Below are 25,458 nucleotides of genomic sequence, written 5' to 3'. Positions count from 1 at the left end.
ACAGCTGATAGAAACAGAAGCCACTGGAGCACCTCAAAAACACCATCATACACTAAATCAGTAAGTTGGCAGCATCACCTTGGTCTGAGCAGTCGCATCTTTTGCTCCTTCCTGTGCCAATACAGGTAGTGATATTAATGATGTTGAACACACGCCAGCTAAAGTCAGATAACTTACTAGTTTATTAAGTTTCATAAATCCTCGCTAATAATATATTATCCAGAAGAAAGAAATCCTGCAGTTCTGATTGTTGAGAAGCTTCCGTAATACTGTACTTATCAGGTTTCTATGATCTAATGCTCGTAGGCTAACATGGTCTTATGAAACAATGTAATGCAATGGCATTTAATTTTAAATTTCCTTTTGTTTTTATTTAAACAAAATAACTGTAGACACCTGACTGTATAAAAAGATAATAGCTGGCATCCATTGTCTTTAGAACACTATATATGCGCACTCTCTATCTACTTCTCATCGTTGGGATACTTTCTGGCTGTAATACTTCTCCCCCAGAGAAAGTTGTTAAAATCAATAAAATGGTGATCCCTGTTGTTCAGGCACAACCCGAGTCAAAATCAAGTAGTGACTCGGCATCCCTGTCCTTATATCAGGATAATAAACAGCAAATTGAAAACGTCGCGAGTTCATTAAAAAATGAATATCTTCATGAGGTTAAGCCAAGAGAGATGTTTGACGTTCATAGCCAGGCATACCAGGTTTATGCTTCTTTAACCAAGCTCGAACAAATGCAGCAAATGAACAATTTTTATTATAAGGAGCATAATCAAACAGGACTGTTAAGCATTAATCAGTCCGTGAACTCTCTTATTGAATAACAAGAAATCCTCCTCAGAAAATGATGAGGAGGATTTCTTACGATTGATATATGGCATACCACAACAATAGAATATTAAATTTAGATAATCGATTTGTAACTTGTTTGTGGGTTTATTTAAAATCGCTCAGGCAATTTATTGATGGAAGTAAGATACCCTCCGCGTTCAAAATCAATATACCCTCCTTTTTTTAACGCAGATACAACATTTAAAACACTGCTGCGCGATAAGTGGGTCCGATCCTGAATATAATCTAAAATAGAGACTCGCGTGCGCGTCTCTTCCGGCAACAAAATCATCTCTTCGAGGTGGTTACGTATCACTGAATAAGTACGCTGCTGTACGACTAAATCATCACGATAAAAGAGATAGCCCGTATGATATGAAAGCACTGCCGCCGCATCTTCCCACAAGCCTTGTTGATGAAAGAGTTCTCGTGCTTTATCGGCATCGACGCGTAATAATGTTGACTCAGCTTCAGCGCGCAATAAATGGCCGTGTACCGGTTGGATCATTTCGGCAATACCGAACAGATGGGGTTCATAGACGGTCACGATTAACAGACCATCAGAAGAACGTAAAATAGACAGCTCCCCTTGCAAAAAAAGGTAGAGTTGAGGCTTATTCTTGTATTTCCACATGATACGCCGCCGCGGCACAACCTTCATCTTTTCTGCAATCGGTTCAAGTGCTTGCATTAAGCGTTGTATGCTTTGTTCTGGGCGTACCGGAGGTGAAATTTGCATAATCAAACCTGTATTATTTAGATTGAAAACAATATGCTTTTACCTATATTCCATGAAGGTAGTACAGATTCATATTAAAGCCATAAATTGCTCAATAATAAAAGTAGAAATTTATTTTTATTTAAACGAGCGTGTGTGATAAGACCACCAGCAGACGGTTACCAGACACTGTCGGATAGATAATCCGCCATGGTGACTATTAACAATGCGTGAGATAGTTAATCGGGAATAACGGCGCTAGAATTGATAGCTGTAGTTGACACTGGCAAACCATAGCCACGGATTCTTATACTGGCCTGCAAAGATATCAGATTTGACGTTAGACGACTGCATGTGCAAATACTCAACGGCAACGCCAATATTGCTGGCTGGCGTAATCTGGTACTGTGCACCGATGGCAAGTCGCCATTCATCGCCGGTTGGCATCGAAAGCGCTACATCACTTTGCGATTTGTACGGTGAACTGTCATAGGCAATACCGGCATTAATGCGCCACTGCTCATCGGGATGATATTGCACGCCCAGCGCTGTATGCCATGTATCTCTCAGACGATTATCACGATCGCTTTGCTGACCATTTATTGTAATCTGCGGGCTGCCAAACTGGCTCCAGTCCTGCCAGCCAAGATCGCCCATCACTGACAATTGACTGTTGATATCGTGAACCAGACTAAACATCACCTGCTGCGGAGCACGAACCTGTGTGGAGATCGGCAGATCATATCCAATATTAGGTATATTGGGGAAACGTGCCGTCCCGTCAATATTGAAATGATAATCAGTCTTGCTGGTCCAGGTTACTCCCGCCCGCGTTTTGTCGGTTAAATCCATTAATAAGCCAAGGTGGTAATTCATCGCCCAGTCATGATCGCTTTGTTTCTCATCGTGGCCATCGACATCTCTGCTTAGCGACAGAAAACCATAGTTTAGCCCTGCAGCTGCGCCAACCGACACCTTATCACTTAGTTTCCATGCAACGGCGGGACTCAGCGTCATCGCAACCATGGTACTTTGTTTAATTAACCGATCCCCTGCCCAGTTGCCGAAGTCGATACCTAACCCATAGTTGCCGTACAAACCCAAACCGGCAGAAACGGTATCACTCAGCCGTTGCGTATAAAACATGCTGGCATTGGGGAAAAGCGTCATTACATTACCGGGGCTTTGCCTTCCATCTGTCGTATTGTTCAGCGTATAGGGAATATCTCCGCCCATCGCCTGTAATCCTCCGCTGACCATATGGTCAGGTAAACGGGTCATCCCCGCAGGGTTCGTTAACAGCGTAGAGGCATCCTGAGCACGAGCGGCCTGCCCTGCACCAGCCAGTGCGGTATCCTCCGTTCCGACTTCATAGAAGTAGAGCGCACTGGCGTGACCGACTGACGAAAAAATCATCCCGGAGAGAAAAATTATATTTTTTTTCATTGCATTACCTGTTTGGAGGGGGCGTTCTTTACTAAACGTAGGGTCAGCTATCACACTGTATTGATTTATGCTAATAGCATAATCAGGCATCAGGAATGATGTCGTGTTAAATTTCATCCAATATTAAATTTTATAATTCAACACAATGACATCTTAAAAGTTGACTTAATGAGAATTCTTCTTAAGAAGAGATTTGACATAAATTCTAATGTAAAGAAATGAAAATTTAATCTTTTCATAATAAAGTATGAGTGAAGTCGCCAACGGAAAAACCATAGTTATGATCATCACATAACTGTAATATGCGTTTTAAAAAGTAAAACCTTTACAGCCTTGAGGAGACCTTGTCTTCTCAAAACTGCGTGTCTCGAATATACCTTTAATTTCAATGGGCACGATGGTCATCAACCGCTCAAACCTAATATATAAGTGAGGTGCATATCTTACTGTGCTAACTAAATTTCAGGAGAATAATGCTAATCAAGTCGTAGATACTTCATTTTTTTAAATATGGAGTTTTAATCATGTAATAACAATCAGGTATCTTATACGACTCATTCTTCTGTCAGTTTTTGTAAGTGGAAGAAAAGAGTGATGATAGCTAATACAGGTAAAGATAGGGGTAATGACTTATGGCCTCACAATATGACTTTACTGTCACTCTGCACGATCTTGCTTTTATTCTTAAGCAGATCAAAATATCCGAAGCGGCAACTAACCCGGATGGTAGCGTTAATGCTGAATTGCTTAGAGAATTAGTTTCCAGTCCGCTATTGCCTTATGGACTTCGCACGGTAGATGGTTCATGGAATAATCTTCTACAAGGCCAGGAGTTATATGGCTCTGCCGACCAGACAATGCCGAGATTAACCGCGTTAAACTGGCAAGATGCGGACCAAATGACCAGTTATATCCAAATTGGTGGCACCGTTATTGATGCCGACCCACGTATTATTAGTAACTTAATTTCCGATCAAACGGCATCTAACCCAGCCGCACTGGAGGTATTTAACGCGTTAAAAGATGCTCCCGGCGGGGGGACTATTACAGGAGACGGAGAAACGTTATCCATTCCTAACCAGTCTCCCGATATCGGTCTCTCCCCTGCTTTTAACGGCTGGATGACCTTCTTTGGCCAGTTTTTTGACCACGGTCTGGATTTGATTCCCAAAGGCGGCAACGGTATCGTTTTCATTCCGCTACAGCCGGATGACCCTTTATATGTGGAAGGGTCGTCGACAAACTTTATGCTATTAACCCGGGCAACGGTGGATGAAAACCGAGAGACAGTAAACCTGACGACCCCCTTCATCGACCAAAACCAAACCTACACCTCCCATCCTTCACATCAGATTTTCATCCGCGAATACGTCATTATTGATGGGAAACCTGAGCCTACCGGGAATTTATTAGGCGGTGCGAACGGTGGACTGGCGACCTGGGCCGACGTTAAAAACCAGGCTGAAACTCTGCTAGGCATTAAACTCACCGATCAGGATGTGTTTAATGTTCCCCTGCTGGCAACGGATCGCTACGGTAATTTGATTTTAAGTGAAAATGGAAAGGTACAGATTGTTACCACCGGGGGACTGGTTGAAGCCAACGGCGGTCTGTTGCCTGAGGGAACATTCCGCACCGGCCATGCGTTTCTTGATGATATTGCGCATACTGCCGCGCCCAAAGTGGGTCTGCTGGCAGATGATGACACTGCGATTGGGGGCGAAGGAGCGCAACCGGCAGGAACCTATGATAACGAACTGCTCGATCGTCACTTTATTACCGGTGACGGGCGTGGGAACGAAAATATAGGTTTAACCGCGGTGCACGCCGTTTTTCACAGCGAGCATAACCGTCTGGTTGAGCAATATAAAACAACACTGCTGGAAACCGGTGATATCGACCTCATTAATCAGTGGTTGATGCCCAATCATCAAATCACGGAATTACCTGCCGATACCAGTACGCTGGTATGGAACGGTGAGTACTTATTCCAGGCAGGCCGCTTCTCCACGGAAATGCAATATCAGCACCTCGTATTCGAGGAGTTTGCCCGTACCGTACAACCCGCCGTCGATCCGTTTGTTTTCTCCAACACGGCGGATATAAACCCGATGATCTTTGCCGAGTTTGCGCATGTGGTTTACCGTTTCGGGCATTCAATGCTGACAGAAACCGTGGCGCGCACCGACATTGATATGCAAAGCGGCGATATTGACCTGATTTCAGCATTCCTGAATCCGGTAGCATTTAATCAAATCAACGGGGCCACCGTCACGGACGATCAGGCTATTGGCGCAATTGTGCGTGGTATGACGCGTCAGGTGGGTAACGAAATTGATGAATTTATTACCGATGCGCTGCGTAATAATCTCATCGGCCTGCCCCTCGATTTAGGCGCGCTTAATATAGCCCGTGGCCGTGACACCGCAATGCCGACGCTGAACCAGGCCCGCGAGCAGTTTTTTGCATTAAGCGGTGATAGTCAACTGAAGCCTTATACCAGTTGGGCTGACTTCACTACCTACCTGAAAAATCCCGCTTCAATCATTAACTTTATGGCCGCCTATGGTCAGCATGAGCTGATCCTCAATGCCACCAGCCTTGAAGGTAAGCGTGCAGCGGTCAACTTCCTGTTGTTTGGTGATGCTAACAATGCCCCGCCTGCGGATGCGATGGATTTCTTTAACAGTACCGGAGCGTGGGCAACCAAAGAGACCGGCCTGAATATGGTCGATTTCTGGATTGGCGGGCTGGCAGAGCGCAAAAATGAATTTGGCGGCATGCTCGGCTCAACCTTCAACTTCGTCTTTGAAACACAAATGGAAATGCTTCAGGACGGCGATCGTTTCTACTATCTGAGCCGCGTTCAGGGACTGAACTTACTCAATGAACTGGAGGCCAACTCGTTTTCCGCGCTGGTAATGCGTAACAGCGATCTTGGTGATGAGGGATCCTCCCACCTGCCCGCTAATCTGTTCCAGACACCGGACCATATTTTTGAAGTGAACCGCGTGCTGCAAACGGAAATCGACCCGAAATGGGGTAATCCGCTGAAGGATCTGCTCTCGCCGTTGTTGGTGCGTCGCGACCCAGGAGTGGATGTTGACGGCGATAGTTTTGCCGATGGCGGGTATCTGAAATATACCGGCGATGGGCATGTGGTGCTTGGAGGGACGGCAGGCAATGATACGTTAATCGGCGGTAAAGGGATCGACAGTCTGTGGGGTGATGGCGGAGATGACCGACTGGACGGCGGCGACGAAGCAGACGTGGTCCATGGTGGTGACGGTGATGACATTATTACCGATACCGGTACGCCTGTTGGTGATGCGGACTTCCTGCACGGTGATGCCGGACATGACGTTATCTTCTCCGGTAACGGAAACGATCTGGTCTTTGGTGGCAGCGGTAGCGACTTCGTGGTGGTCGGCGAAGATGCGCAGGAGGTCTTCTCGGGTCAGGATAACGACTTTGCGCTTGGCGGCTCGGGTGGTGATTTCCTGATGGGCAACGAAGGCGATGACTGGCTGGAAGGCGGCGACGGGTTTGACACGCTGGCGGGTGACAACTCTGAGTTGTTCTTCAACAGTACCATTATCGGTCACGATGTCCTCAACGGTCAGGGTAACGACACCGACTACGATGGCGAAGCCGGTGACGACATCATGATTCAGGGCGCGGGGATCCAGCGCAATAATGGCATGGCCGGTTTCGACTGGGCTATCCATAAAGGCGACCCAAATGGCGCTAACTCTGACCTTGGGATCCCTATTTTCGTCAACCAGCAGGAGTTTATTCTACGCGACCGTTTTGATCTTGTTGAAGGGCTGTCAGGCTGGAAATACGACGATATCCTGACCGGGACAGAACAGCCGATAGGTACTGCGCCTGTTCAGGGCGTTCCCCTCTCTAACAACCTGACCCAGGAAGGTGCGGACAGGATCACCGGTTTACAGGCTATTCTCGGCGTAGAGCGTTCTACAAATCCGAACGCGGTACTACTGAACCCTGATGATGGTAGCGATATTTTACTCGGCGGTGGCGGTAGCGACCGCATTATGGGTAAAGCCGGTAACGATATCATTGATGGTGATGCATGGCTCAACGTGCGTATTGCCGTTACAGGTATGGCGGGACTCACCAGCGCCGAAGGTATGGCCGAACTGAAATCGTACATGCTGGCCGGCACGCTGAAACCGAATCAGCTGTCGATTGTGCGAGAAATCCTGCATGAAGGTAACGGCACGGAAACTGACGTCGCGGTGTACCGTGATGTCAGCAGCAACTATGTCTTTACCCGTATGGCGGACGGTAGCCTGCTCGTCGATCACGCCACGCCGGATGCCGCGCTGAACCTGAATGATGGCATCGATCGTCTGTTGAACATCGAAAAACTAGAGTTTGGCGATGGGAAGCAGCTGTGGGTGACGGCGCAGCAAGCGACGGGCGATCTGACCATCAGCAATCCTAACCCTTCGGTGGGCGACCTGCTGCGCGTCAACGTGGCGAACTTGCTGGATGGTAACGGCCTGGCGGCGGATGTGGCCATCACCATGACCTGGCAGGCATTCGTCAACGGCCAATGGCGAGACCAGGCAACCGGTGTTGAGTTCAGAGTGCCTGGCACTATTCAGGGTGCTCCGCTGCGTGTGGTAGCCAGTTTTAACGACCGCATGGGTGACGCTGAAACCCTGGTGTCGGCACAAACTCAGGCGATCCTACCGCGAAATCAGGCCACGACCGGGGTGCCGGTAATTAACGACCTCACCCCAACTGAAAGCCTGACGCTGACCGCGGTGGTTTCAGGCATTGCTGACGCCGATGGTCTGAGCGGCGGTAATTTCACTTATCAATGGAGAATGAGTTCGCCAACCGGATTCGTCAACATTAACGGTGCGACTTCCGCCACCTATACGCCGGGTCAGGCTATGGTTGGCAGAACGTTGCAGGTGGTCGTTACCGTCGTCGACGATGAAGGCAACCCCCCTGTTGTCCTGACGTCGACCACCACCCAGCCCGTGGGCGATCTGATTGTGGGTACCAACGGGGCTAACACCCTCGTCGGCACTGCCTGGAGCGATATCCTACGCGGTGAAGGCGGTAATGACACCTTACTCGGCGGTGCAGGTGACGATCTGCTCATCGGCGGTGCGGGAAACGACAACCTCTCTGGTCAGGCGGGGCAAGATATTCTGCAAGGTGATGCTGGTAATGACACGCTTGATGGCGGGCTTGATGCCGACAGTATGACCGGCGGCACGGGCGATGATACCTACATCGTTGATGATTTCGGTGATGTAGTTATCGAAGGTGTGAATGGGGGCACGGACGTTGTCCGAACCAACCTTAGCAGCTACGACCTCACCGATAACGTGGAAGAACTGGTATTTACCGGCAGCGGCAGTTTTATCGGTACCGGTAATGCCATTGCGAACACCATTACGGGAGGGACCGGTAACGACTATCTGTTCGGTATGGGCGGTAACGACCAGTTGTTTGGTGGTATCGGGAATGACTTCCTCGATGGCGGAGATGGCGCTGATAACCTGCAAGGCGGGGTTGGTAACGACGTCATGATTGGCGGTGCGGGCGCGGATACCCTCTCCGGCGGTAGCGGGGACGATATTCTCAATGGTCAGGAAGGTAACGACATTCTGGACGGTGGTGCCGGGAGCGATATCTTCGCCTTTGGTGCCAACTTTGGGCAGGACCGAATTACCGGTTTTGACAGTAACCCCAACGGCGGGCAGGACTTCCTTGATCTCGTCTTGTTAGGTATCAACGCGGGTAATTTTGCCAGCAGCGTGTCTATCACCGGAAACAATGGCAACACCATTGTGACTATCGGTACAGATACCATCACATTGGTGGGCGTCAATTCGAACACCGTGAATATTGGTGACTTTTATCTGGAAATGCCCACTACCCTTGCCAGTAACAATGGCAATAGTTCATTGATCGTATAAGGAGATGACTATGTCGCGCCAGCATACGCCAACAGAACTGAATGATGCATTAAAGGGAACGAAACCCACTTTTCTGATGCTGTTGTTTTTTAGTTGTGTGATTAATATGCTTATGCTGGCGCCGGCAATTTATATGCTACAGGTTTACGACCGTGTGCTGGTCAGTAAAAATACCACCACGCTGTTAATGTTGACCTTATTGATTGTCGGCTTGTACATCGTTATTGCCATGATTGAATCTGCCCGCGCGCAGGTTATGGTCAGGCTTGGCAACAGGCTGGATATAAAGCTAAGCCAGTTGGTTTTTAACGCAGCCTTTAAAAGAAAGATGGTTACCGGTGATAACAACCCAGCGCAATCTTTAGCCGAATTAGATCAGGTTCGTCAGTTTCTTTCCGGGAATAGCCTGTTCGCCTTACTGGATATTCCCTGGACGCCAATATATCTGTTCATCGCCTTTTTGGTCCATCCCCTGCTGGGATATCTTTCTCTCGGCGGAATAACATTATTATTTATTCTGACGTTGGTATCTGAAATCTCTACCAAGCGCCCGATTCAGCAAGCGCACGCCTTAACCATTAACAATGCCAGCAAACTGAATAAACAGCTGCAAAACGCCGATGCCATTGAAGCGATGGGGATGCTTTCGACCCTGAAGTCCAACTGGCAGGAGCAACATAACAAAGTGCTGGCGCTACAAACGCAGATTGCCGACAAAACGGCCGGGTTAAGCAGTCTCAGCCGCTTTGTGCGGGTGTTGCTGCAATCTATTGCGCTGGGCGCCGGGGCTTTACTGGTGATCGGCGGCCATATTACTCCGGGCCTGATGATCGCCGCCTCGATCATTCTTGGCCGCGTCCTCAACCCGGTAGAACAAGTCATTGGCAGCTGGAAGCAGTTCGTGCAGTTTCGTAGCGCGTGGCATCAGCTCTCAACCTTGCTGAAGGAGTATCCGGCACCGAAAGAGGTACTGACCCTGCCGCGTCCTAACGGCAACATCAGCGTCGAAAGCGTCTTCGCCGCAGCCCCCGGCCAGCCTTCCCCGCTACTGCGTAATATCTCATTCCAGCTGGAGCAAGGTGAAGTTCTGGGGATTATCGGCCCCTCAGCCTCAGGGAAAACCTCGCTGGCAAAGGTTCTGGTTGGCGTCTGGAAACCGCTATCAGGGAAAGTCAGATTAGACGGCGCAGATATTTGTCAGTGGGATAAAGCGCTGCTGGGCCCGTCTATTGGCTATCTGCCGCAGGATGTGGAACTGTTTGACGGTACCATCGCGCAAAACATTGCCCGCTTCGCGCAGAATGACAGTGAGCTTATCGTCGCCGCCGCATTACTGGCAGGCGTTCATGAGATGATCCTGCGCTTGCCACAAGGTCATGACACGCTGTTGGGCGCAGGTGGATATCAGCTCTCCGGCGGGCAGCGGCAGCGCATCGGGCTGGCACGCGCCGTGTATAACAATCCTGCATTCATCGTGCTTGATGAACCGAATGCCAATCTTGACGACGCGGGCGAATTCGCACTCGTTAAAGCCATCAATACCCTGCGTACCCAGGGACAAACCACTGTCATTATCTCACACCGCCCGACGCTGCTCGGCGTGGTCAATAAGGTTTTGCTGCTTAACGATGGCGCTATACAGGAGTTTGGTACCCGCGATCAGGTTTTTGCCCATTTGCGTCAGGCCAACGTACTGAAACCAGTGGCTACGCCTTCTCCATCCACGACTGAACAGCAACGTGAGGCCTGATGATGAAAAAGAAATCTGAGAACGCGGCCTCTGCTGGCGTTGATACTAATATCTGGTCGCCGATTATCCGGGGCGTGATCGTCATTGTGCTTGGTGTCGGTAGTTTTATCCTCTGGGCAGTGCAAGCGCCGTTAGATGCGGGCGTGGTCGCCGATGGTACGGTAACCGTATCGAGTAACCGCAAAACCATTCAGCATCTGAGCGGCGGTCGGGTAACGGATATCTTTATCAAAGAAGGCGACCTGGTGAAGAAAAATCAGGTCCTCGTCCGGTTGGATAAAATGCAGCTTGAAATGCGTTTCAGCGCGTTAAATGCCCAGTATATTTCTGCAAAAAGTATCGAAGATCGCCTGTTGGCAGAACGCGATGGCCTGGATGCGATCGTCTTTAATACGACGCTGACGCAGCAATTATCTGGCAATAAACGGCTGGCAGAAGTCAGAAATCTGCAGGCTAAACTTTTCGATACCCGTCGCAAAACGATTCAGGATGAACTGTCGATGATTCAGGAAACGCTCGATGGTCTGGTAGGACAAACGGATAATCTCAATAAAATAAAAGGCTATCGCGACCACCAGTTTTCTCTGATTAACCGGGAGTTAGGGGCTATTCGCGCGCTGAGCGAAAAAAACTATTATCCCAAAGCGCAATTACTGGTGCTGGAGCGCGAGGCAGCAGAAATATCTGGCAGCGTTTCAGAAGATATTCTTAACATTGCCAAACTGAAATCGCAGCAAAACGAATTAAAAATTAAAGCCTACCAGGTGCGTCATCAATATTTACGTGAAGTTGAGTCTGAACTGACGGAAAACCAAAAAGAAGTGGCAATGCTGGAGGATGAACTGGCGTCCACCCGTCACGAGCTGGATAACACCGAGATTCGCTCACCGATTAACGGTATTGTGCTGGATGTTAAAGTCAGTACCGTGGGCGGCGTCATTCAACCCGGCGAACATCTTATGGATATCGTTGCTGCCGGACAACCGATGCAAATTGATGCCAAAATACCCGTGCATGCCATTGATAAACTGGTCCCCGGCTTAACCGTTGATGTGCTTTTCCCTGCCCTTAACCATGCCCTGTTGCCGTCGGTTCCGGCCCGGGTTCTGACTATCTCGGCGGACCGCTTAATTGATGAAGCCACTCAGCAGCCTTACTACCTTGCGGAAGTACAGGTTTCAGCAGAGGGCGCGCGTTTGCTGGGCGATTACAAAATTAAAGCGGGAATGCCCGCCAGCGTGACGATCAAGACCGGTGAACGAACCCTGATGAGTTACCTGTTTAAACCGTTGATTGCCCGTCTGGAACTGGCTTTTAAAGAGTATTGAGCCATCCATTGCCGGTATGGCGTACGGCTTGTCGCGCCATACCGCTTTCTGCCGTTGCTGGCAGCTTTGCTTTCTTGTAACCTTCTTCCCGTCACACTACTGACAAAACTGGAACCACTGAACTGGACTTCATATGAATGCTCATATTTCTAAAGACCCTTTACATGGCGTAACGCTTGAAATGCAGGTCAATGCCCTGGTTGAACGTTATGGTTGGGCTGAACTGGCGCAACGCATTAATATCAACTGCTTTAAAAATGAACCGAGCGTTAAATCCAGTCTGAAGTTTCTGCGCCGTACGCCGTGGGCGCGGGCAGAAGTTGAAGCGCTGTACCTTGATTCGCTGCATGACCTGGCCTCAAACAACACCCCCGAACCGGCCTTCGATCCCTGGGCTAACAGCCGCAATAAAAAGAAATAAGAGCAAAATCAGATGGCAGCATCCGGTTTCTTTTCAGGAAATCATCAGAAAAAACTGGCGAAGATTCTCGCCCGTTCTCGTGCCAGACTACCGCTGACCAACATGAAATGGTTTGCTGTACTTGTGGGCAGTATGTTGTTACTTGGCAGCTGTTCTTCACAACCACCCGGTTACAAGACCACTCCGCTACCTCCGGTGAGCAAACCCCAGCAGAGCAAGGAGCCAGTGCGCGGGATCTGGCTGGCGACGGTTTCACGTCTTGACTGGCCGCCGATTTCATCCGTGAACATCAGTTCGCCTGCCGTACGCATCAGCCTGCAGCAAAAAGCGCTGACGGATAAGCTGGACAACCTGAAACGGCTTGGTATTAACACCGTTTTTTTCCAGGTTAAGCCCGATGGGACCGCATTGTGGAAGTCAAAAATTCTACCGTGGTCAGATACCCTGACCGGCACGATTGGCCAGGATCCGGGTTACGATCCGCTGCAGTTTATGCTCGATGAAGCGCATAAGCGCGGAATGAAAGTTCATGCCTGGCTTAACCCCTATCGCGTGTCCGTAAACACCAAACCTTCGACGGTTACTGAATTAAACAGCACGCTGTCACAGACGCCGTCCAGCGTATACGTCCTGCATCGGGACTGGATCCGCACTGCGGGCGAGCGTTTTGTGTTAGACCCCGGTATTCCCGACGTGCGCGACTGGATCACCAGCATCGTGGCGGAAGTGGTTGAGAATTACCCGGTTGACGGCGTGCAGTTTGATGATTACTTCTATACCGAGTCTCCCGGCTCTGCGCTCAATGACAGCCAGACCTTCAGAAGATACGGTCAGGGGTTCGCTTCCAAAGCTGACTGGCGGCGCGATAACACGCAAAGGTTGATTGCCCAGGTATCGCGGACCATCAAGAAACTCAAGCCTGAAGTCGAGTTTGGCGTTAGTCCTGCGGGCGTGTGGCGCAACCGTTCGCACGATCCAGCGGGCTCCGACACGCGCGGCGCGGCAGCGTATGATGAGTCGTATGCAGACACGCGCCGTTGGGTGCAACTAGGTTTGCTGGATTACATTGCACCGCAACTCTACTGGCCTTTTGCCCGTGACGCAGCGCGTTACGATGTACTGGCAAAATGGTGGGCAGATGTCGTGAAATCAACCAACACTCGCCTCTACATTGGTGTAGCGCTGTATAAAGTCGGTGAACCATCGAGAAAAGAGCCGGACTGGACGGTAAAAGGCGGTGTGCCGGAACTGAAAAAGCAGCTCGATTTAAACGAATCCGAACCGTACATCAACGGCACGATCCTGTTTCGCGAAGATTATCTTAATCAACCGCAAACGCAGGAAGCTGTGACCTATATTCGCAATCGTTGGGGACGTTAATGGTTGTCCTCTGGTCAGTTTAGCGAGGAAATGTAGCGGGGAAACCTTGCCCCGCTCAGCTTTAATTTTCCGGGAAGTGTTGCGGCCGTATCTGCGTCACCGGGACATTAGCCGGCGGACATTATCATTAATTTGTTTCTGAATCGTCTTCAGCGTGGATTGCGTTATCTGATCGTGGTATTTGTCCCTGGCGATAGCGCTCAATGCCGTGGCAAAGTGACAGACTTTTTCGATTATGCCGTTCACATGGTCAGCAGATAACTCAGCTTCCTGAACGCCAAGCGACTGAAGGTGCTTTCTTTCGATATCCAGCGCCTCTCCCAGCACGTCCATTTGGTGATACCCACCTGGCCCTTCGCACCAGGTGACGTCGTAAGCCGGAGCCAGAGTCCAGTTTCCATCGGCTGACATTAAATAGGCAAAATTCTTCGGATGATCATCGCGGTTGTTAAAAGCCACGTTGAAAACCACGCGTTCGAACGCTTTTGCCTTTTCTCTGACATCATTGGTACAAATCTGCGTGGCGCGCAGAAAATCCCGGTAGTCTAAAGCGCCGGGTATCTGGTAATTTGCCCCGGTAAGTGCAGCCAGGCTCTGCATAGGAATTCGTGTCGACTGGTCACGGTCGAAACGGCGAGTGGCAAATGCCGCCTGTCCGCCGGGTAGATTGAAATATGCCGTATCAGGCGTGGTGATCCCACATTGGCGCAAGCATTCAGCATAAACCGCTTCGATGGCACATACCTCAGCATGCTCATGCCTGGCGGGAAATTTAATCAGCCAGCTTTCGCTCCCGGGTTGCGGCACCGTGGTGAATTTAGACGTGACAGTGTCACGATAAAGTAGCGCCTTAGGCCTTGCTCCTTGTGGCGAACCGCCCATCTGGAGCAGTTTGTGCAAAAATTCCCCGCCTTCGCCGCTCAGGACTTCCTGAACCTCAGCGGCCAGTTGTTCGAGAGGAACATTCTCTTTTGACAGCATCTCGACATCTGACTGAACGGGCTGGAATGTCATGGCGCCCATCGCGTTGTTGCCGACCCAGGTTAAACGCTCTAATGGACCTATGCGTGCTGCGTTGAGTCCGCGGCGTTTAAATAGTCGGTCCATCAACAGCATGCCCCAGCCGTCAGGTAGCGAATCATAAACCGGTCCGGGTAATCCCAACTGATGAGCCGGGAAATCCCTGCGCAAACGGGGACCGTTCAGCGGTAACATCAGACGGGACAGCTCCAGGCCCCTACGTAAGGCGTCTTCACTGTACTCAAAGGCGATCAACGGACGTCCGGTCAGGGCTGTGGAAGACACCAGTTTTCCCCACAGCCATTTTTCACCCCAACCTTCATAGAAGACATCAACTTGTTCAGGCATCAGGTTTTTTCCTTTTGATCCGCTGGCGCGTTGCGCTCTTTTCGTAACGCAAAATATCATCCAGACTATCAATCCTGGGTTTGAATAACCCCTCCAGTGCATCGCCATAGCCTAACACCATTGCGACTTTGACCAGATTCTCAAATCCTACATTCTTACCTGTTTCCAGATTTGAAACGGTATTCACACCGACCCCTGAACGCGCGGCAACATCAGCCTGCGTCATTTGCCGGGCGAGTCGTTCTTTACGCAATCTGTCGCAAAGTAGTTTGACGATATCGGCTGCAGTATTTAGCGTTAAATCCATAATATTGGCTCTTATTGGGATAAAAACGACTTTACACCCAATATTATAGAGTTAAGTGGGGAATGATTCAAAGTCTTATAAGACACAATAAAAAGGAGTTAAACCGGAAAATCTTGCTTAAGGGACATTATACTGGAGTTATCCGGGCACAAGGTCTGCACCCGGAAATGATGCCGTTATCAGGCAACGGAAGGCTCAGGTAGTCTGAATGACGAAACCAGCATTGCCAGTTGTTCCGCCTCCTCTTTCAGCGCCTGCGTCCGTGCTGCGGCATCATCAATTAATGAGGCGTTTTGCTGAACGGTGCTGTCCATCTCGGTAACGGCCAGCGTAACTTCGGAAACGCCCTTACGTTGTTCTTCACCCGCAACGCGTATTTCCCCCATCAACTGGCGCACCTGACGCACATTGCTGACCAGTTCTCCCAGACGTTCGCCGGCAGTGTGGATTTGCTGACTTCCGCTACCTACATGAGAAACAGATTCATCAATCAACGTTTTAATTTCCTGGGCGGCGGTGGCACTGCGCTGAGCCAGCGTGCGCACTTCGGAGGCCACGACGGCAAACCCTCTGCCAGCATCCCCCGCTCTGGCGGCTTCAACCGCGGCATTCAGGGCGAGAATATTGGTCTGGAATGCAATGCTGTCGATGACCGCGACAATTTCCACCATTCTGCCGGATGAGGCGCTGACGTTATCCATTGTTGAGATCACGCCCTGCATCACATCGCCGCAGCGGTTGGCCGTTTGCGCGGTGCTATCGGATAGCTCATCCGCCAGTTGTGTATTACTGGCGTTTTGATGAACGGTCGCATTTAACTGTTCCATCGCCGCCGAACTCTCTTCCAGCGCAGCGGCCTGCTGCGTGACGCGAGATGAAAGCTCCATATTACTGTCAGCCAGGCTAACGGCGTTATTCGCTACCACTGTGCTACTGCTTCTGACGGTGATCAGGATGGCCGAGATTTTATCGACGAACAGGTTAAACGCCTCGGCGATAGCTGAAATCTCGTCTTTGCCACGAACATCCAGACGACGGGTAAGATCGCCTTCGCCCTGCGCAATATCATCAAGTGCCTGGCGAGTATCATCGAGACGCGAAATCAGTCGGCGAACCACCAGCCATGATCCCACCAGCAACAGCGTCATGACAGGGATCAATACTTCCAGAACATCCTGCATCATCACTTTGGCGAGACCGACGATGCGTGATTCAGGTGTCACCAGCCCCACGACCCAGCCGGTATCCGCCATCGGGAACAGCATTACCCGGGATGGCGTATTCAACACGTTGTCGTTCGCAAGCGTAATCGTCTTCACTCCATCCGCCGGGCGCAAGGATTTCAGACCGTTTTGCACCGGGATAAGCCACTGCGCGCTTTGCGCCAAATCGTTAATGGTTTTATATTTTGCCAGGTCGGCCTGCGGGAAATAGAGAATTTGTCCCTGCTTGTCTACCACAAACGCGTAACCACCGGTGCTGTTTCCCTGCTGCTGCATAAAAGTGGCGACGTTATCCAGACGGATATCGGTGGTAGCGACACCGGCAAACTTGCCCGCCTGTTGATAAGGCACGCTGCATGTCACCATGTTGACGCCTGAACTGGCATCCTGGTAAACGTCAGACCATAAACAGCTGTTTTGTGAATGGCCTTTGGCCAGTTGATACCAGCTTTCATTGTGGTATCCACTCGATCCTTCGACGTTATAATCATTGGAATACACCAGCTTTCCTTCAGCATTACGCGCCCAGAAAAAGCTTCTTTTCTCCACACCTGCGGTGAAGGCGTCTGGTTCTGGCCAGATGCCGCCGCCGGTAATAATCGAGTCTTTACCTTCACCAATAAGATGCGGAACAACGCTTTGGTACAGTGATTCATCGTTAGGCAACACTTCAGCCAGTCGCGACAGGCTGACGGTCTCACCTTCAATTCGGGACAATACGGTACTCAACTGACGGGTTAAACCTTGCCCTGTTTCTTCGATCAGAGCGGTGTTGATTTCAACGACGCGCGGCTGACCGCGCCAGAGCATAATCACCACGATAACAAGGCTCGTTACTGCAAGCAGCAGAATGCCGCCGATGGTTAAACGCGTTGAAATACGAGTAGGATACCAGGCCATACAAACTCCTTCTGCAAAAGGCTAACTTTTATCCAGTATCGGCACAGGCGTTTATATCTTTATAAAGTTTTCTTAAGTATTGCAAAACAAATTAGTGACAGTGTCACAAATAACAAAACCCAGCACTTTGGCTGGGCTTTAATAACAGTTAAATCTTATTTGGATAATTCTTTTTTGATTTCGTCTTTTATTTTACTTAATTCACTCTGCGGATGTTTCTTGCAAAGTTCAACGGTCAGAGGAACTGCAGTCGTAACGGTTTCGTTATAGTCGACGTAGTCACCACCTTTGAAGTCTTCGTCTTCATTGAGCACCCAGAAGGCCACTGGAGCCATAGTTTGTGGGTTTAAATCAATAAACTCCTGGCAGTTCATGCCTTTTGGAGTCACTTCAGTTTTAGCGTTATCTGTTGCTGCATTGACGCTGACACTGGTTAACAGCGCTGCGACCAGAATACCTGCTGTAGAAAGGGAGAATTTATTCATTGTAGTACTCCATTTATAATATAAATAATATCTACACTTGCGCTTAACACCGTTAATGTAGCTCGCGAAAAATAATACCCCTACCATCATAAGAATAAAGATTACTGTTATTGATATGGCTGAAATTTATATTTCCCATTACTGATTCTTATGTCTGAGGGGTAAATGTTGCCCACAATGTGATCGTTCCGACGAAATCAGCAGATTCATACCCCTCTTCCTCTGCCGTTGCACCAAAACTGAACTACGCTGCACAAATGTTGATCATTGGTTAATGAATATCGGTTTATTTTTAACAAAAACAGCCGACGTGCCGCTGTTACGCACATGGCATGCGTCCTGCATTGTTAATTCGCTAACAGGAATACGGTATCTGACAGGCAACTAACAGCGAGAAGGTAATGACAGCCAAACCAGAGTTATTTACCCGCATAGAGCAAACCTTTAGCCAGCTGACGCCCAGCGAAAAGCGCGTGGCCGGGTGGCTGTTAGCCCATGCTGTGCAGATCCCATTTGAAACCGCAGATGGCATCGCCAAAGCAACCGGCACCAGCGGCATTACCGTCGGACGTTATCTGCGTAAACTGGGCTTTCGTAACCTGGAGGATGCAAAAGCCAGTCTGCGTGAGCTTCCCGTTGTTCCCTATCAGCCCTGGGGAATGAACGAACGACTGGACTCCTGGCACCAGCAACAAAGCCTGCCGGATCGGGCGCATCAGTCGCTGTTGCTGGAGATCGACGCTATTACCCACGTCTACCAGCTCGCACAAGGCGAAACGTTTTTACGCATTGCACAGCAACTGGCGCATGCGGAAGCCGTGTACATCCTCGGGATCCAGTCCACCCGCGGGATCGCCAACGCCTTTTTTAGTCACCTGGAATACCTGCGACCTAAAGTCAGCTACTCCGAAGGCCTTTCCGGCAGTTGGGTAGAGTCGCTGAACTCGGGATTCAGCCAGCCTTACGTGGTTATTACCGATATGCGCGCCTACTCCGCTATTTCGCGACAATATTGCCGTGTCGCCACAGAGCGCTGCATTCCGCTGGCGCTAATTACCGATGTGTGGTGCCCATGGGCCAGGGATTATTCCATTGATTTACTACAGGTAAAAACTGACACCGGGCATTTCTGGGACTCACTGGCACCGGTGAGCTGTCTGTTCAACTTATTACTTTCTGCGGTGGTGGCGCAACTGGGTGACGCCCTCGCAGGACGCCTGCAAACCAATCGCCAGTTACAACAACAATTTGGTCAATTCGAACAATAAACAGGAAACGTGCTATGTCAGAACTCCCAGAACTGGTCGATCTGTCGGTGATATTTCCGTCGCTGCATATCGATCTTAAATACGCTACTGCCGACAACATTACCGGCGCACCTATCTACCGGGAAGCGCGTTGTCTGTTGCACACTGAGGCGGTAACCGCGCTGGCTAAAAGCATCAGCATTGCGCAACTGGCCGGCCTGCAGCTTGTGGTGTACGACGCGTATCGCCCCCAGCAGGCGCAGGCGATACTGTGGAATGCCTGTCCCGACCCGCAGTATGTTGTCGATGTCGCAATTGGTTCCAATCACAGTCGCGGAACGGCCATTGACGTCACGTTGATGGACGATCGCGGCCATCTCCTTGATATGGGGGCCGGTTTTGATGAAATGCACGACCGTTCCCATGCCTGGCATCCGTCTGTACCTCCGGCAGCGCAGCGTAACCGCCTGCTGCTCAATGCCATTATGTTTGGCGGTGGTTTTGTCGGTATTAACAGTGAATGGTGGCATTTTGAATTACCTGATGCCGCTCGCTATCCGCTGCTTGACGATCAAATAGATTGTTACACTGTCACGCCTATAACAACACAACATCCCCTTTAATTCTGGAGCCTGGTTATGAAGACTACACCTGCGTTAAACGCGTTTTTCCGCCCCGCTCTGATAGCCGTTGCGTTAGCATTTGCCCTGCCCGCCGCTCAGGCTGCCGTTCCCAAAGATATGTTAGTGATTGGTAAAGCCGCCGATCCGCAGACGCTCGACCCCGCCGTGACCATCGATAACAATGACTGGACAGTCACCTATCCCTCCTACCAGCGGTTGGTTCAATACAAAACCGATGGTGGCAAAGGCTCCACGGAAGTTGAAGGTGATTTAGCCAGCGGCTGGAAAGCCTCTGACGATCAGAAAGAGTGGACGTTTACCCTGAAAAACGATGCCAAATTCGCCGACGGAACGCCGGTAACGGCAGATGCGGTAAAGCAATCCTTTGAACGTTTGCTCAAAATTGGTCAGGGACCTGCGGAGGCTTTCCCAAAAGATCTGAAGGTCGACGTCATTGATAACAATACGGTGAAATTTACCCTCAGCCAGCCGTTTGCCCCGTTTCTGTATACGCTGGCAAATGACGGTGCCTCAATCATTAACCCGGCCATCTTAAAAGAGCATGCCGCAGACGATGCCCGCGGATTCCTCGCGCAGAACACGGCAGGCTCTGGTCCCTTTATGCTGAAGAGCTGGCAAAAGGGACAACAACTGGTACTGGTGCCGAATCCGCATTATGCTGGGGCGAAACCGACATTTAAGCGTGTCTCAGTCAAAATCATTGGTGAAAGCGCCTCCCGTCGCCTGCAACTGTCACGTGGCGATATCGACATTGCCGATGCGCTTCCTGTTGACCAGCTTGCCGCTTTAAAACAGGAAGGCAAAGTGAACGTGGCGGATTATCCCTCATTGCGCGTGACCTATCTGTATCTCAACAACAGTAAGGCCCCGCTTAATCAGGTGGATTTACGCCGCGCCATCTCGTGGGCCACCGATTATAAGGGCATGGTCAACGGGATCCTGAGCGGCAACGGAAAGCAAATGCGTGGCCCGATCCCTGAAGGCATGTGGGGTTTTGACGATAAAGCCATGCAGTACAGTTTCGATGAAGCCAAAGCCAAAGCCGCGTGGGACAAAGTTGCCACCAAACCTGAAAGCCTGAGCTTCCTGTACTCCGATAATGACCCTAACTGGGAACCTATCGCGCTCGCCACCCAGGCAAGCCTTGGCAAACTGGGTATTAAGGTGAAACTGGAAAAACTGGCAAACGCCACCATGCGTGACCGCGTGGGCAAAGGCGATTACGACATTGCCATTGGCAACTGGAGTCCGGATTTTGCCGACCCGTACATGTTTATGAACTACTGGTTTGAGTCAGATAAGAAAGGCTTGCCGGGTAACCGTTCGTTCTATGAAAACGGTGAGGTCGATAAACTGCTGCGCAGCGCGCTGGCCACGACCGATCAGGTGGCCAGAACCAATGACTACCAGCAGGCTCAAACCATCGTGATTGATGAAGCAGCCTACGTCTATTTATTCCAGAAAAACTATCAGCTGGCGATGAACAAAGACGTCAAAGGATTTGTATTCAACCCCATGCTGGAACAGGTCTTCAATATCTCCACCATGAGTAAATAAGCCACGTTTATGCGGAGCCGTTCTGGCTCCGCAAGGGGAAGCTAATGACGTTCTGGAGTATTTTACGCCAGCGATGCTGGGGACTTATTCTGGTGGTTATCGGTGTTTGCGTAATCACCTTTATTATTTCACACCTGATACCTGGCGACCCCGCGCGGCTGCTGGCGGGTGACCGTGCCAGCGATGAAATTGTCGAAAATATTCGCCAACAGCTGGGGCTGAATCAACCGCTGTATGTCCAGTTTTTTCGCTATGTCAGCGATATTTTTCACGGCGATTTAGGCACCTCCATTCGCACCGGGCGTCCGGTACTGGATGAGCTGCGCATTTTCTTCCCCGCGACCCTTGAATTGGCTTTCTGTTCTTTGTTGCTGGCGCTGGTGATAGGTATCCCGCTGGGTATTTTATCTGCGGTCTGGCGTAACCGCTGGCTTGATCACCTTGTTCGGCTAATGGCAATTACCGGTATCTCCACGCCTGCATTCTGGCTGGGGCTGGGGGTTATCGTGCTGTTTTACGGTCATCTGCAAATTTTACCAGGCGGTGGGCGTTTAGACGACTGGCTGGATCCACCTGCTCACGTCACCGGTTTCTACCTGATTGATGCTCTGCTGGAAGGCAACGGCGAAGTCTTTTTCAATGCGCTTCAGCACCTGATTTTGCCATCACTGACATTGGCTTTTGTACATCTTGGGATCGTTGCCCGTCAGATTCGTTCCGCCATGCTGGAGCAACTGAGTGAAGATTACATACGTACCGCCCGCGCCAGCGGGCTCCCGGGCTGGTACATCGTGCTGTGCTATGCATTGCCTAACGCACTTATCCCATCAATCACCGTCCTCGGCCTGGCGCTAGGCGATCTGCTCTACGGTGCGGTATTGACCGAAACGGTCTTTGCCTGGCCTGGCATGGGCGCCTGGGTGGTGACCTCAATTCAGGCACTCGACTTCCCGGCGGTAATGGGATTTGCGGTGGTGGTCTCGTTTGCCTATGTGCTGGTCAACCTGGTGGTGGATTTACTCTATCTGTGGGTAGACCCTCGAATTGGACGTGGAGGTGCTGAATGATGCTCACTCAAGAAACACCGACCGCCCCTCAGACTGCACGCCGCCGCACGGACTGGGCCAAACTGTTCTGGATGATGAAAAGTAGCCCGCTGACGCTGGTTGGCGGGGTCATTATCGTATTGATACTGCTGCTGATGGTGCTGTCGCCGTGGATAACACCCCACGATCCGAATGCCATCAATTTGAGTGCGCGCCTGCTGCCCCCGTCAGCCGCTCACTGGTTTGGAACCGATGAAGTCGGTCGCGATCTGTTCAGCCGCGTCCTGGTAGGAAGTCAGCAATCTGTCGTTGCGGGTCTGGTGGTAGTGGGTATCGCCGGGGGATTGGGCTCACTGCTGGGTTGCTTATCGGGTGTCATGGGCGGACGTGCCGACGCGATAATTATGCGGATGATGGACATTATGCTGTCCATCCCTTCGCTGGTGCTGACGATGGCGTTGGCCGCCGCGCTGGGCCCCAGCCTGTTTAACGCCATGCTGGCGATTGCAATCGTCCGTATCCCTTTCTATGTACGCCTCGCCCGTGGCCAGACGTTAGTGGTGCGCCAGTTTACTTATGTACAGGCTGCCCGGACCTACGGCGCTTCACGCTGGCATCTGATTAGCTGGCACATTTTACGCAATTCTCTGCCGCCGCTCATTGTGCAGGCATCACTGGATATCGGCAGTGCGATCCTGATGGCCGCCACGCTCGGGTTTATCGGTCTGGGCGCACAGCAGCCCAGCGCTGAATGGGGTGCGATGGTCGCAATTGGCCGCAATTACGTGCTTGATCAGTGGTGGTATTGTGCTTTTCCCGGCGCCGCCATTCTGATTACCGCCGTGGGCTTTAATCTCTTTGGCGATGGTATTCGCGATCTGCTGGATCCGAAAGCCGGAGGAAAACAGTCATGACACAACCCGTACTGGAAATCGAAGATTTGCATCTGAGTTTCCCCGGCTATAAAGCTGACGTGCATGCGCTGAACCATGTATCACTGCACATCAACCGCGGAGAAATTGTTGGTGTGGTGGGTGAATCCGGTTCCGGTAAGTCCGTGACCGCCATGCTCACCATGCGTCTGCTACCGGAGGGAAGCTATCGTATTCGCCAGGGACGCGTTTCGCTGCTGGGTGAAGATGTGCTCAACGCCAGTGAGAAACAAATGCGCCAATGGCGCGGCGCACGCGTCGCGATGATCTTTCAGGAGCCCATGACGGCACTGAATCCGACCCGCCGTATCGGCCAGCAAATGGTGGAGGTGATCCGCCATCATCAGGCGTTAAGCCGAACGGATGCCCGCCAGAAAGCTGTTGCTCTACTCGAAGAGATGCAAATCCCGGACGCGCCGGAGGTCATGAAACGATTTCCGTTTGAGCTTTCCGGCGGTATGCGCCAACGCGTGATGATTGCGCTGGCCTTTTCGTGCGAGCCGGAGCTTATCATTGCCGATGAACCGACCACTGCTCTGGACGTCACGGTGCAACTGCAGGTGCTGCGTTTGCTGAAGTTAAAAGCGCGCGCCAGCGGAACAGCGGTGTTATTTATCAGCCATGATATGGCGGTGGTTTCACAGTTATGCGACCGGTTGTATGTCATGTATGCCGGGAGCGTGATTGAGAGTGGCCCGACGCAAACCGTTATTCAACGTCCGACGCACCCCTATTCCATTGGCTTGCTGAAATGTGCACCGGAACACGGCGAACCGCGCGCATTGCTGCCCGCCATTCCCGGCACCGTGCCGAACCTAACCTGCTTACCTGCCGGATGCGCGTTTCGCGAACGCTGCTTTGCCGCTGGTCCTCGTTGTGAAGAGATGCCTGCGTTAAGTAGTCAGGGAGGCGCGGATCAACAATCTGCCTGCTGGTATCCGCAACTGGAGACAACACATGTCTGATTTTTTACTGACGCTGCAGGATGTTCATGTCAACTTTCCTGCGCGTAAAAACTGGCTTGGCAAGGTTACGGAACGGGTGCATGCGCTCAACGGTCTGGATTTACAGATTCGCCAGGGTGAAACGCTGGGGATTGTTGGCGAATCCGGCTGTGGAAAAAGTACGCTGGCGCAACTGCTGATGGGCATGTTGAAACCCAGCCAGGGAAGCTATTCTCGCCGTGGTGAAAAACAGCATAACGGTATGCAAATGGTCTTTCAGGACCCTCTTTCATCGCTGGATCCGCGCTTACCGGTGTGGCGGATAATTACCGAACCGGTGTGGATCCAAAAACGGAGCCCGGAGCGTGAACGACGCATGCTTGCCGAGGATTTGGCACGGCAGGTGGGGATTCGTCCTGAATATCTCGACCGCTTGCCGCACGCGTTTTCCGGTGGACAGCGCCAACGTATTGCTATTGCCCGGGCGCTATCGTCAGAGCCGGATGTTATCGTCCTTGATGAGCCAACTTCAGCACTGGATATCTCCGTGCAGGCGCAAATTCTCAACCTGCTGGTGTCGCTACAGGCGCGTAGAAACCTGACCTACGTATTGATATCGCATAACGTGTCGGTGGTCCGCCATATGAGCGACCGTGTGGCGGTGATGTATCTCGGGCAAATTGTTGAGCTGGGCGATGCCCAACAGGTTCTCACTCACCCCGCCCATCCGTACACACGATTATTGCTGGACTCGGTCCCTAAAACGGGCGCACCGCTGGCGGAAGATTTGGTGTTACGTAAGACTGAGCTACCGGGAAACCGAACGTTGCCCCAGGGCTGCTTTTTCCGTGACAGATGTCCATTGGCAACCCACGGTTGTGAGAAAAAACAGGCATTGCTGAAGAGTGATACCGGCTGTGACGTTCGCTGCTGGCGGGCGGTTACATGACCAG

The 25,458-nt window shown here is 51.0% G+C and carries 19 protein-coding genes; 13 read left to right on the top strand and 6 right to left on the bottom strand.

All coding sequences use genetic code 11. The annotated features are described in order from the left end of the window. Positions 1 to 449 precede the first annotated feature (449 nt). Complete coding sequence (locus OGX92_RS02200) at positions 450 to 836, top strand: KPN_03583 family lipoprotein (protein WP_063941972.1); 387 nt, start codon at positions 450 to 452, stop codon at positions 834 to 836. A gap of 116 nt (positions 837 to 952) precedes the next feature. Here the strand turns inward: OGX92_RS02200 and OGX92_RS02195 are convergent, their stop codons facing one another. After that, positions 953 to 1,582, bottom strand: coding sequence for a winged helix-turn-helix transcriptional regulator (locus OGX92_RS02195; RefSeq protein ID WP_003832974.1), 630 nt, complete (start codon positions 1,580 to 1,582; stop codon positions 953 to 955). Between the two features lie 237 nt (positions 1,583 to 1,819). Continuing rightward, positions 1,820 to 3,007 carry an OmpP1/FadL family transporter gene (locus tag OGX92_RS02190; protein WP_286586194.1) on the bottom strand — a complete coding sequence of 396 codons (1,188 nt, stop codon included), beginning with the start codon at positions 3,005 to 3,007 and terminating at the stop codon, positions 1,820 to 1,822. 632 nt (positions 3,008 to 3,639) lie between these two features. Here OGX92_RS02190 and OGX92_RS02185 point away from each other — a divergent pair. From OGX92_RS02185 to OGX92_RS02165, 5 genes are all read left to right on the top strand, one after another. Continuing rightward, the gene (locus tag OGX92_RS02185) at positions 3,640 to 8,973 is read left to right on the top strand and encodes a peroxidase family protein (RefSeq protein ID WP_286586193.1); all 5,334 of its coding nucleotides are present in this window, start codon (positions 3,640 to 3,642) and stop codon (positions 8,971 to 8,973) included. Positions 8,974 to 8,983: 10 nt separating this feature from the next. Continuing rightward, complete coding sequence (locus OGX92_RS02180; protein ID WP_286586192.1) at positions 8,984 to 10,723, top strand: type I secretion system permease/ATPase; 1,740 nt, start codon at positions 8,984 to 8,986, stop codon at positions 10,721 to 10,723. Beyond that, a complete protein-coding gene (locus tag OGX92_RS02175; protein WP_185879291.1) occupies positions 10,723 to 12,051 on the top strand; it encodes an HlyD family type I secretion periplasmic adaptor subunit in 1,329 nt (442 codons plus the stop codon). Before OGX92_RS02180 ends, OGX92_RS02175 begins: the two co-directional genes overlap by 1 nt. Before the next feature lie 133 nt (positions 12,052 to 12,184). After that, positions 12,185 to 12,472 carry a VF530 family protein gene (locus OGX92_RS02170; protein ID WP_032943454.1) on the top strand — a complete coding sequence of 96 codons (288 nt, stop codon included), beginning with the start codon at positions 12,185 to 12,187 and terminating at the stop codon, positions 12,470 to 12,472. Between the two features lie 12 nt (positions 12,473 to 12,484). Further along, positions 12,485 to 13,852, top strand: coding sequence for a glycoside hydrolase family 10-like protein (locus tag OGX92_RS02165; protein WP_286586191.1), 1,368 nt, complete (start codon positions 12,485 to 12,487; stop codon positions 13,850 to 13,852). A gap of 96 nt (positions 13,853 to 13,948) precedes the next feature. On the opposite strand, the gene OGX92_RS02160 is transcribed toward OGX92_RS02165, so the two are convergent. The 4 genes from OGX92_RS02160 to hdeB all read right to left on the bottom strand — a co-directional run bounded on the left by OGX92_RS02160 (position 13,949) and on the right by hdeB (position 18,135). Continuing rightward, positions 13,949 to 15,220 (bottom strand): type II toxin-antitoxin system HipA family toxin, encoded by a 1,272-nt coding sequence (locus OGX92_RS02160; protein ID WP_286586190.1) that lies wholly within the window; start codon positions 15,218 to 15,220, stop codon positions 13,949 to 13,951. Further along, complete coding sequence (locus tag OGX92_RS02155; RefSeq protein WP_003832988.1) at positions 15,213 to 15,527, bottom strand: helix-turn-helix domain-containing protein; 315 nt, start codon at positions 15,525 to 15,527, stop codon at positions 15,213 to 15,215. Before OGX92_RS02155 ends, OGX92_RS02160 begins: the two co-directional genes overlap by 8 nt. A gap of 179 nt (positions 15,528 to 15,706) precedes the next feature. Beyond that, positions 15,707 to 17,650, bottom strand: a complete 1,944-nt coding sequence (locus tag OGX92_RS02150; protein WP_286586189.1) for a methyl-accepting chemotaxis protein — start codon at positions 17,648 to 17,650, stop codon at positions 15,707 to 15,709. A 155-nt stretch (positions 17,651 to 17,805) separates the two neighbouring features. Next, positions 17,806 to 18,135, bottom strand: a complete 330-nt coding sequence (gene hdeB, locus OGX92_RS02145; protein ID WP_003019999.1) for an acid-activated periplasmic chaperone HdeB — start codon at positions 18,133 to 18,135, stop codon at positions 17,806 to 17,808. A gap of 401 nt (positions 18,136 to 18,536) precedes the next feature. Here hdeB and OGX92_RS02140 point away from each other — a divergent pair, with 401 nt between their 5' ends. Genes OGX92_RS02140 through OGX92_RS02110 form a run of 7 tightly spaced genes read left to right on the top strand, consistent with a single transcriptional unit; the run spans position 18,537 to position 25,454 of the window. Beyond that, the gene (locus OGX92_RS02140; protein ID WP_003020002.1) at positions 18,537 to 19,403 is read left to right on the top strand and encodes a MurR/RpiR family transcriptional regulator; all 867 of its coding nucleotides are present in this window, start codon (positions 18,537 to 18,539) and stop codon (positions 19,401 to 19,403) included. Positions 19,404 to 19,417: 14 nt separating this feature from the next. Then, positions 19,418 to 20,005 (top strand): D-alanyl-D-alanine dipeptidase, encoded by a 588-nt coding sequence (gene ddpX / locus OGX92_RS02135; RefSeq protein ID WP_003832991.1) that lies wholly within the window; start codon positions 19,418 to 19,420, stop codon positions 20,003 to 20,005. A gap of 15 nt (positions 20,006 to 20,020) precedes the next feature. Then, on the top strand, positions 20,021 to 21,583 hold the full coding sequence (locus OGX92_RS02130; RefSeq protein ID WP_003832992.1) for an ABC transporter substrate-binding protein: 1,563 nt from the start codon (positions 20,021 to 20,023) through the stop codon (positions 21,581 to 21,583). Between the two features lie 44 nt (positions 21,584 to 21,627). Then, complete coding sequence (locus tag OGX92_RS02125) at positions 21,628 to 22,650, top strand: ABC transporter permease (RefSeq protein WP_003020008.1); 1,023 nt, start codon at positions 21,628 to 21,630, stop codon at positions 22,648 to 22,650. After that, positions 22,647 to 23,543 carry a D,D-dipeptide ABC transporter permease gene (gene ddpC / locus OGX92_RS02120; protein WP_003832993.1) on the top strand — a complete coding sequence of 299 codons (897 nt, stop codon included), beginning with the start codon at positions 22,647 to 22,649 and terminating at the stop codon, positions 23,541 to 23,543. The genes OGX92_RS02125 and ddpC overlap by 4 nt, the downstream gene beginning before the upstream one ends. Then, positions 23,540 to 24,526, top strand: coding sequence for an ABC transporter ATP-binding protein (locus OGX92_RS02115; protein ID WP_286586188.1), 987 nt, complete (start codon positions 23,540 to 23,542; stop codon positions 24,524 to 24,526). Before ddpC ends, OGX92_RS02115 begins: the two co-directional genes overlap by 4 nt. Next, entirely contained in the window at positions 24,519 to 25,454 is a 936-nt protein-coding gene (locus OGX92_RS02110) for an ABC transporter ATP-binding protein (protein WP_063941978.1), read from the top strand. The genes OGX92_RS02115 and OGX92_RS02110 overlap by 8 nt, the downstream gene beginning before the upstream one ends. The last annotated feature ends 4 nt before the right edge of the window (positions 25,455 to 25,458 follow it).

It is taken from the genome of Citrobacter sp. Cpo089 (assembly GCF_030332695.1).
GTDB lineage: Bacteria > Pseudomonadota > Gammaproteobacteria > Enterobacterales > Enterobacteriaceae > Citrobacter > Citrobacter portucalensis.
Note: the sequence above shows the minus strand (reverse complement) of the source record. Positions and strands in the feature narration are given on the sequence as shown.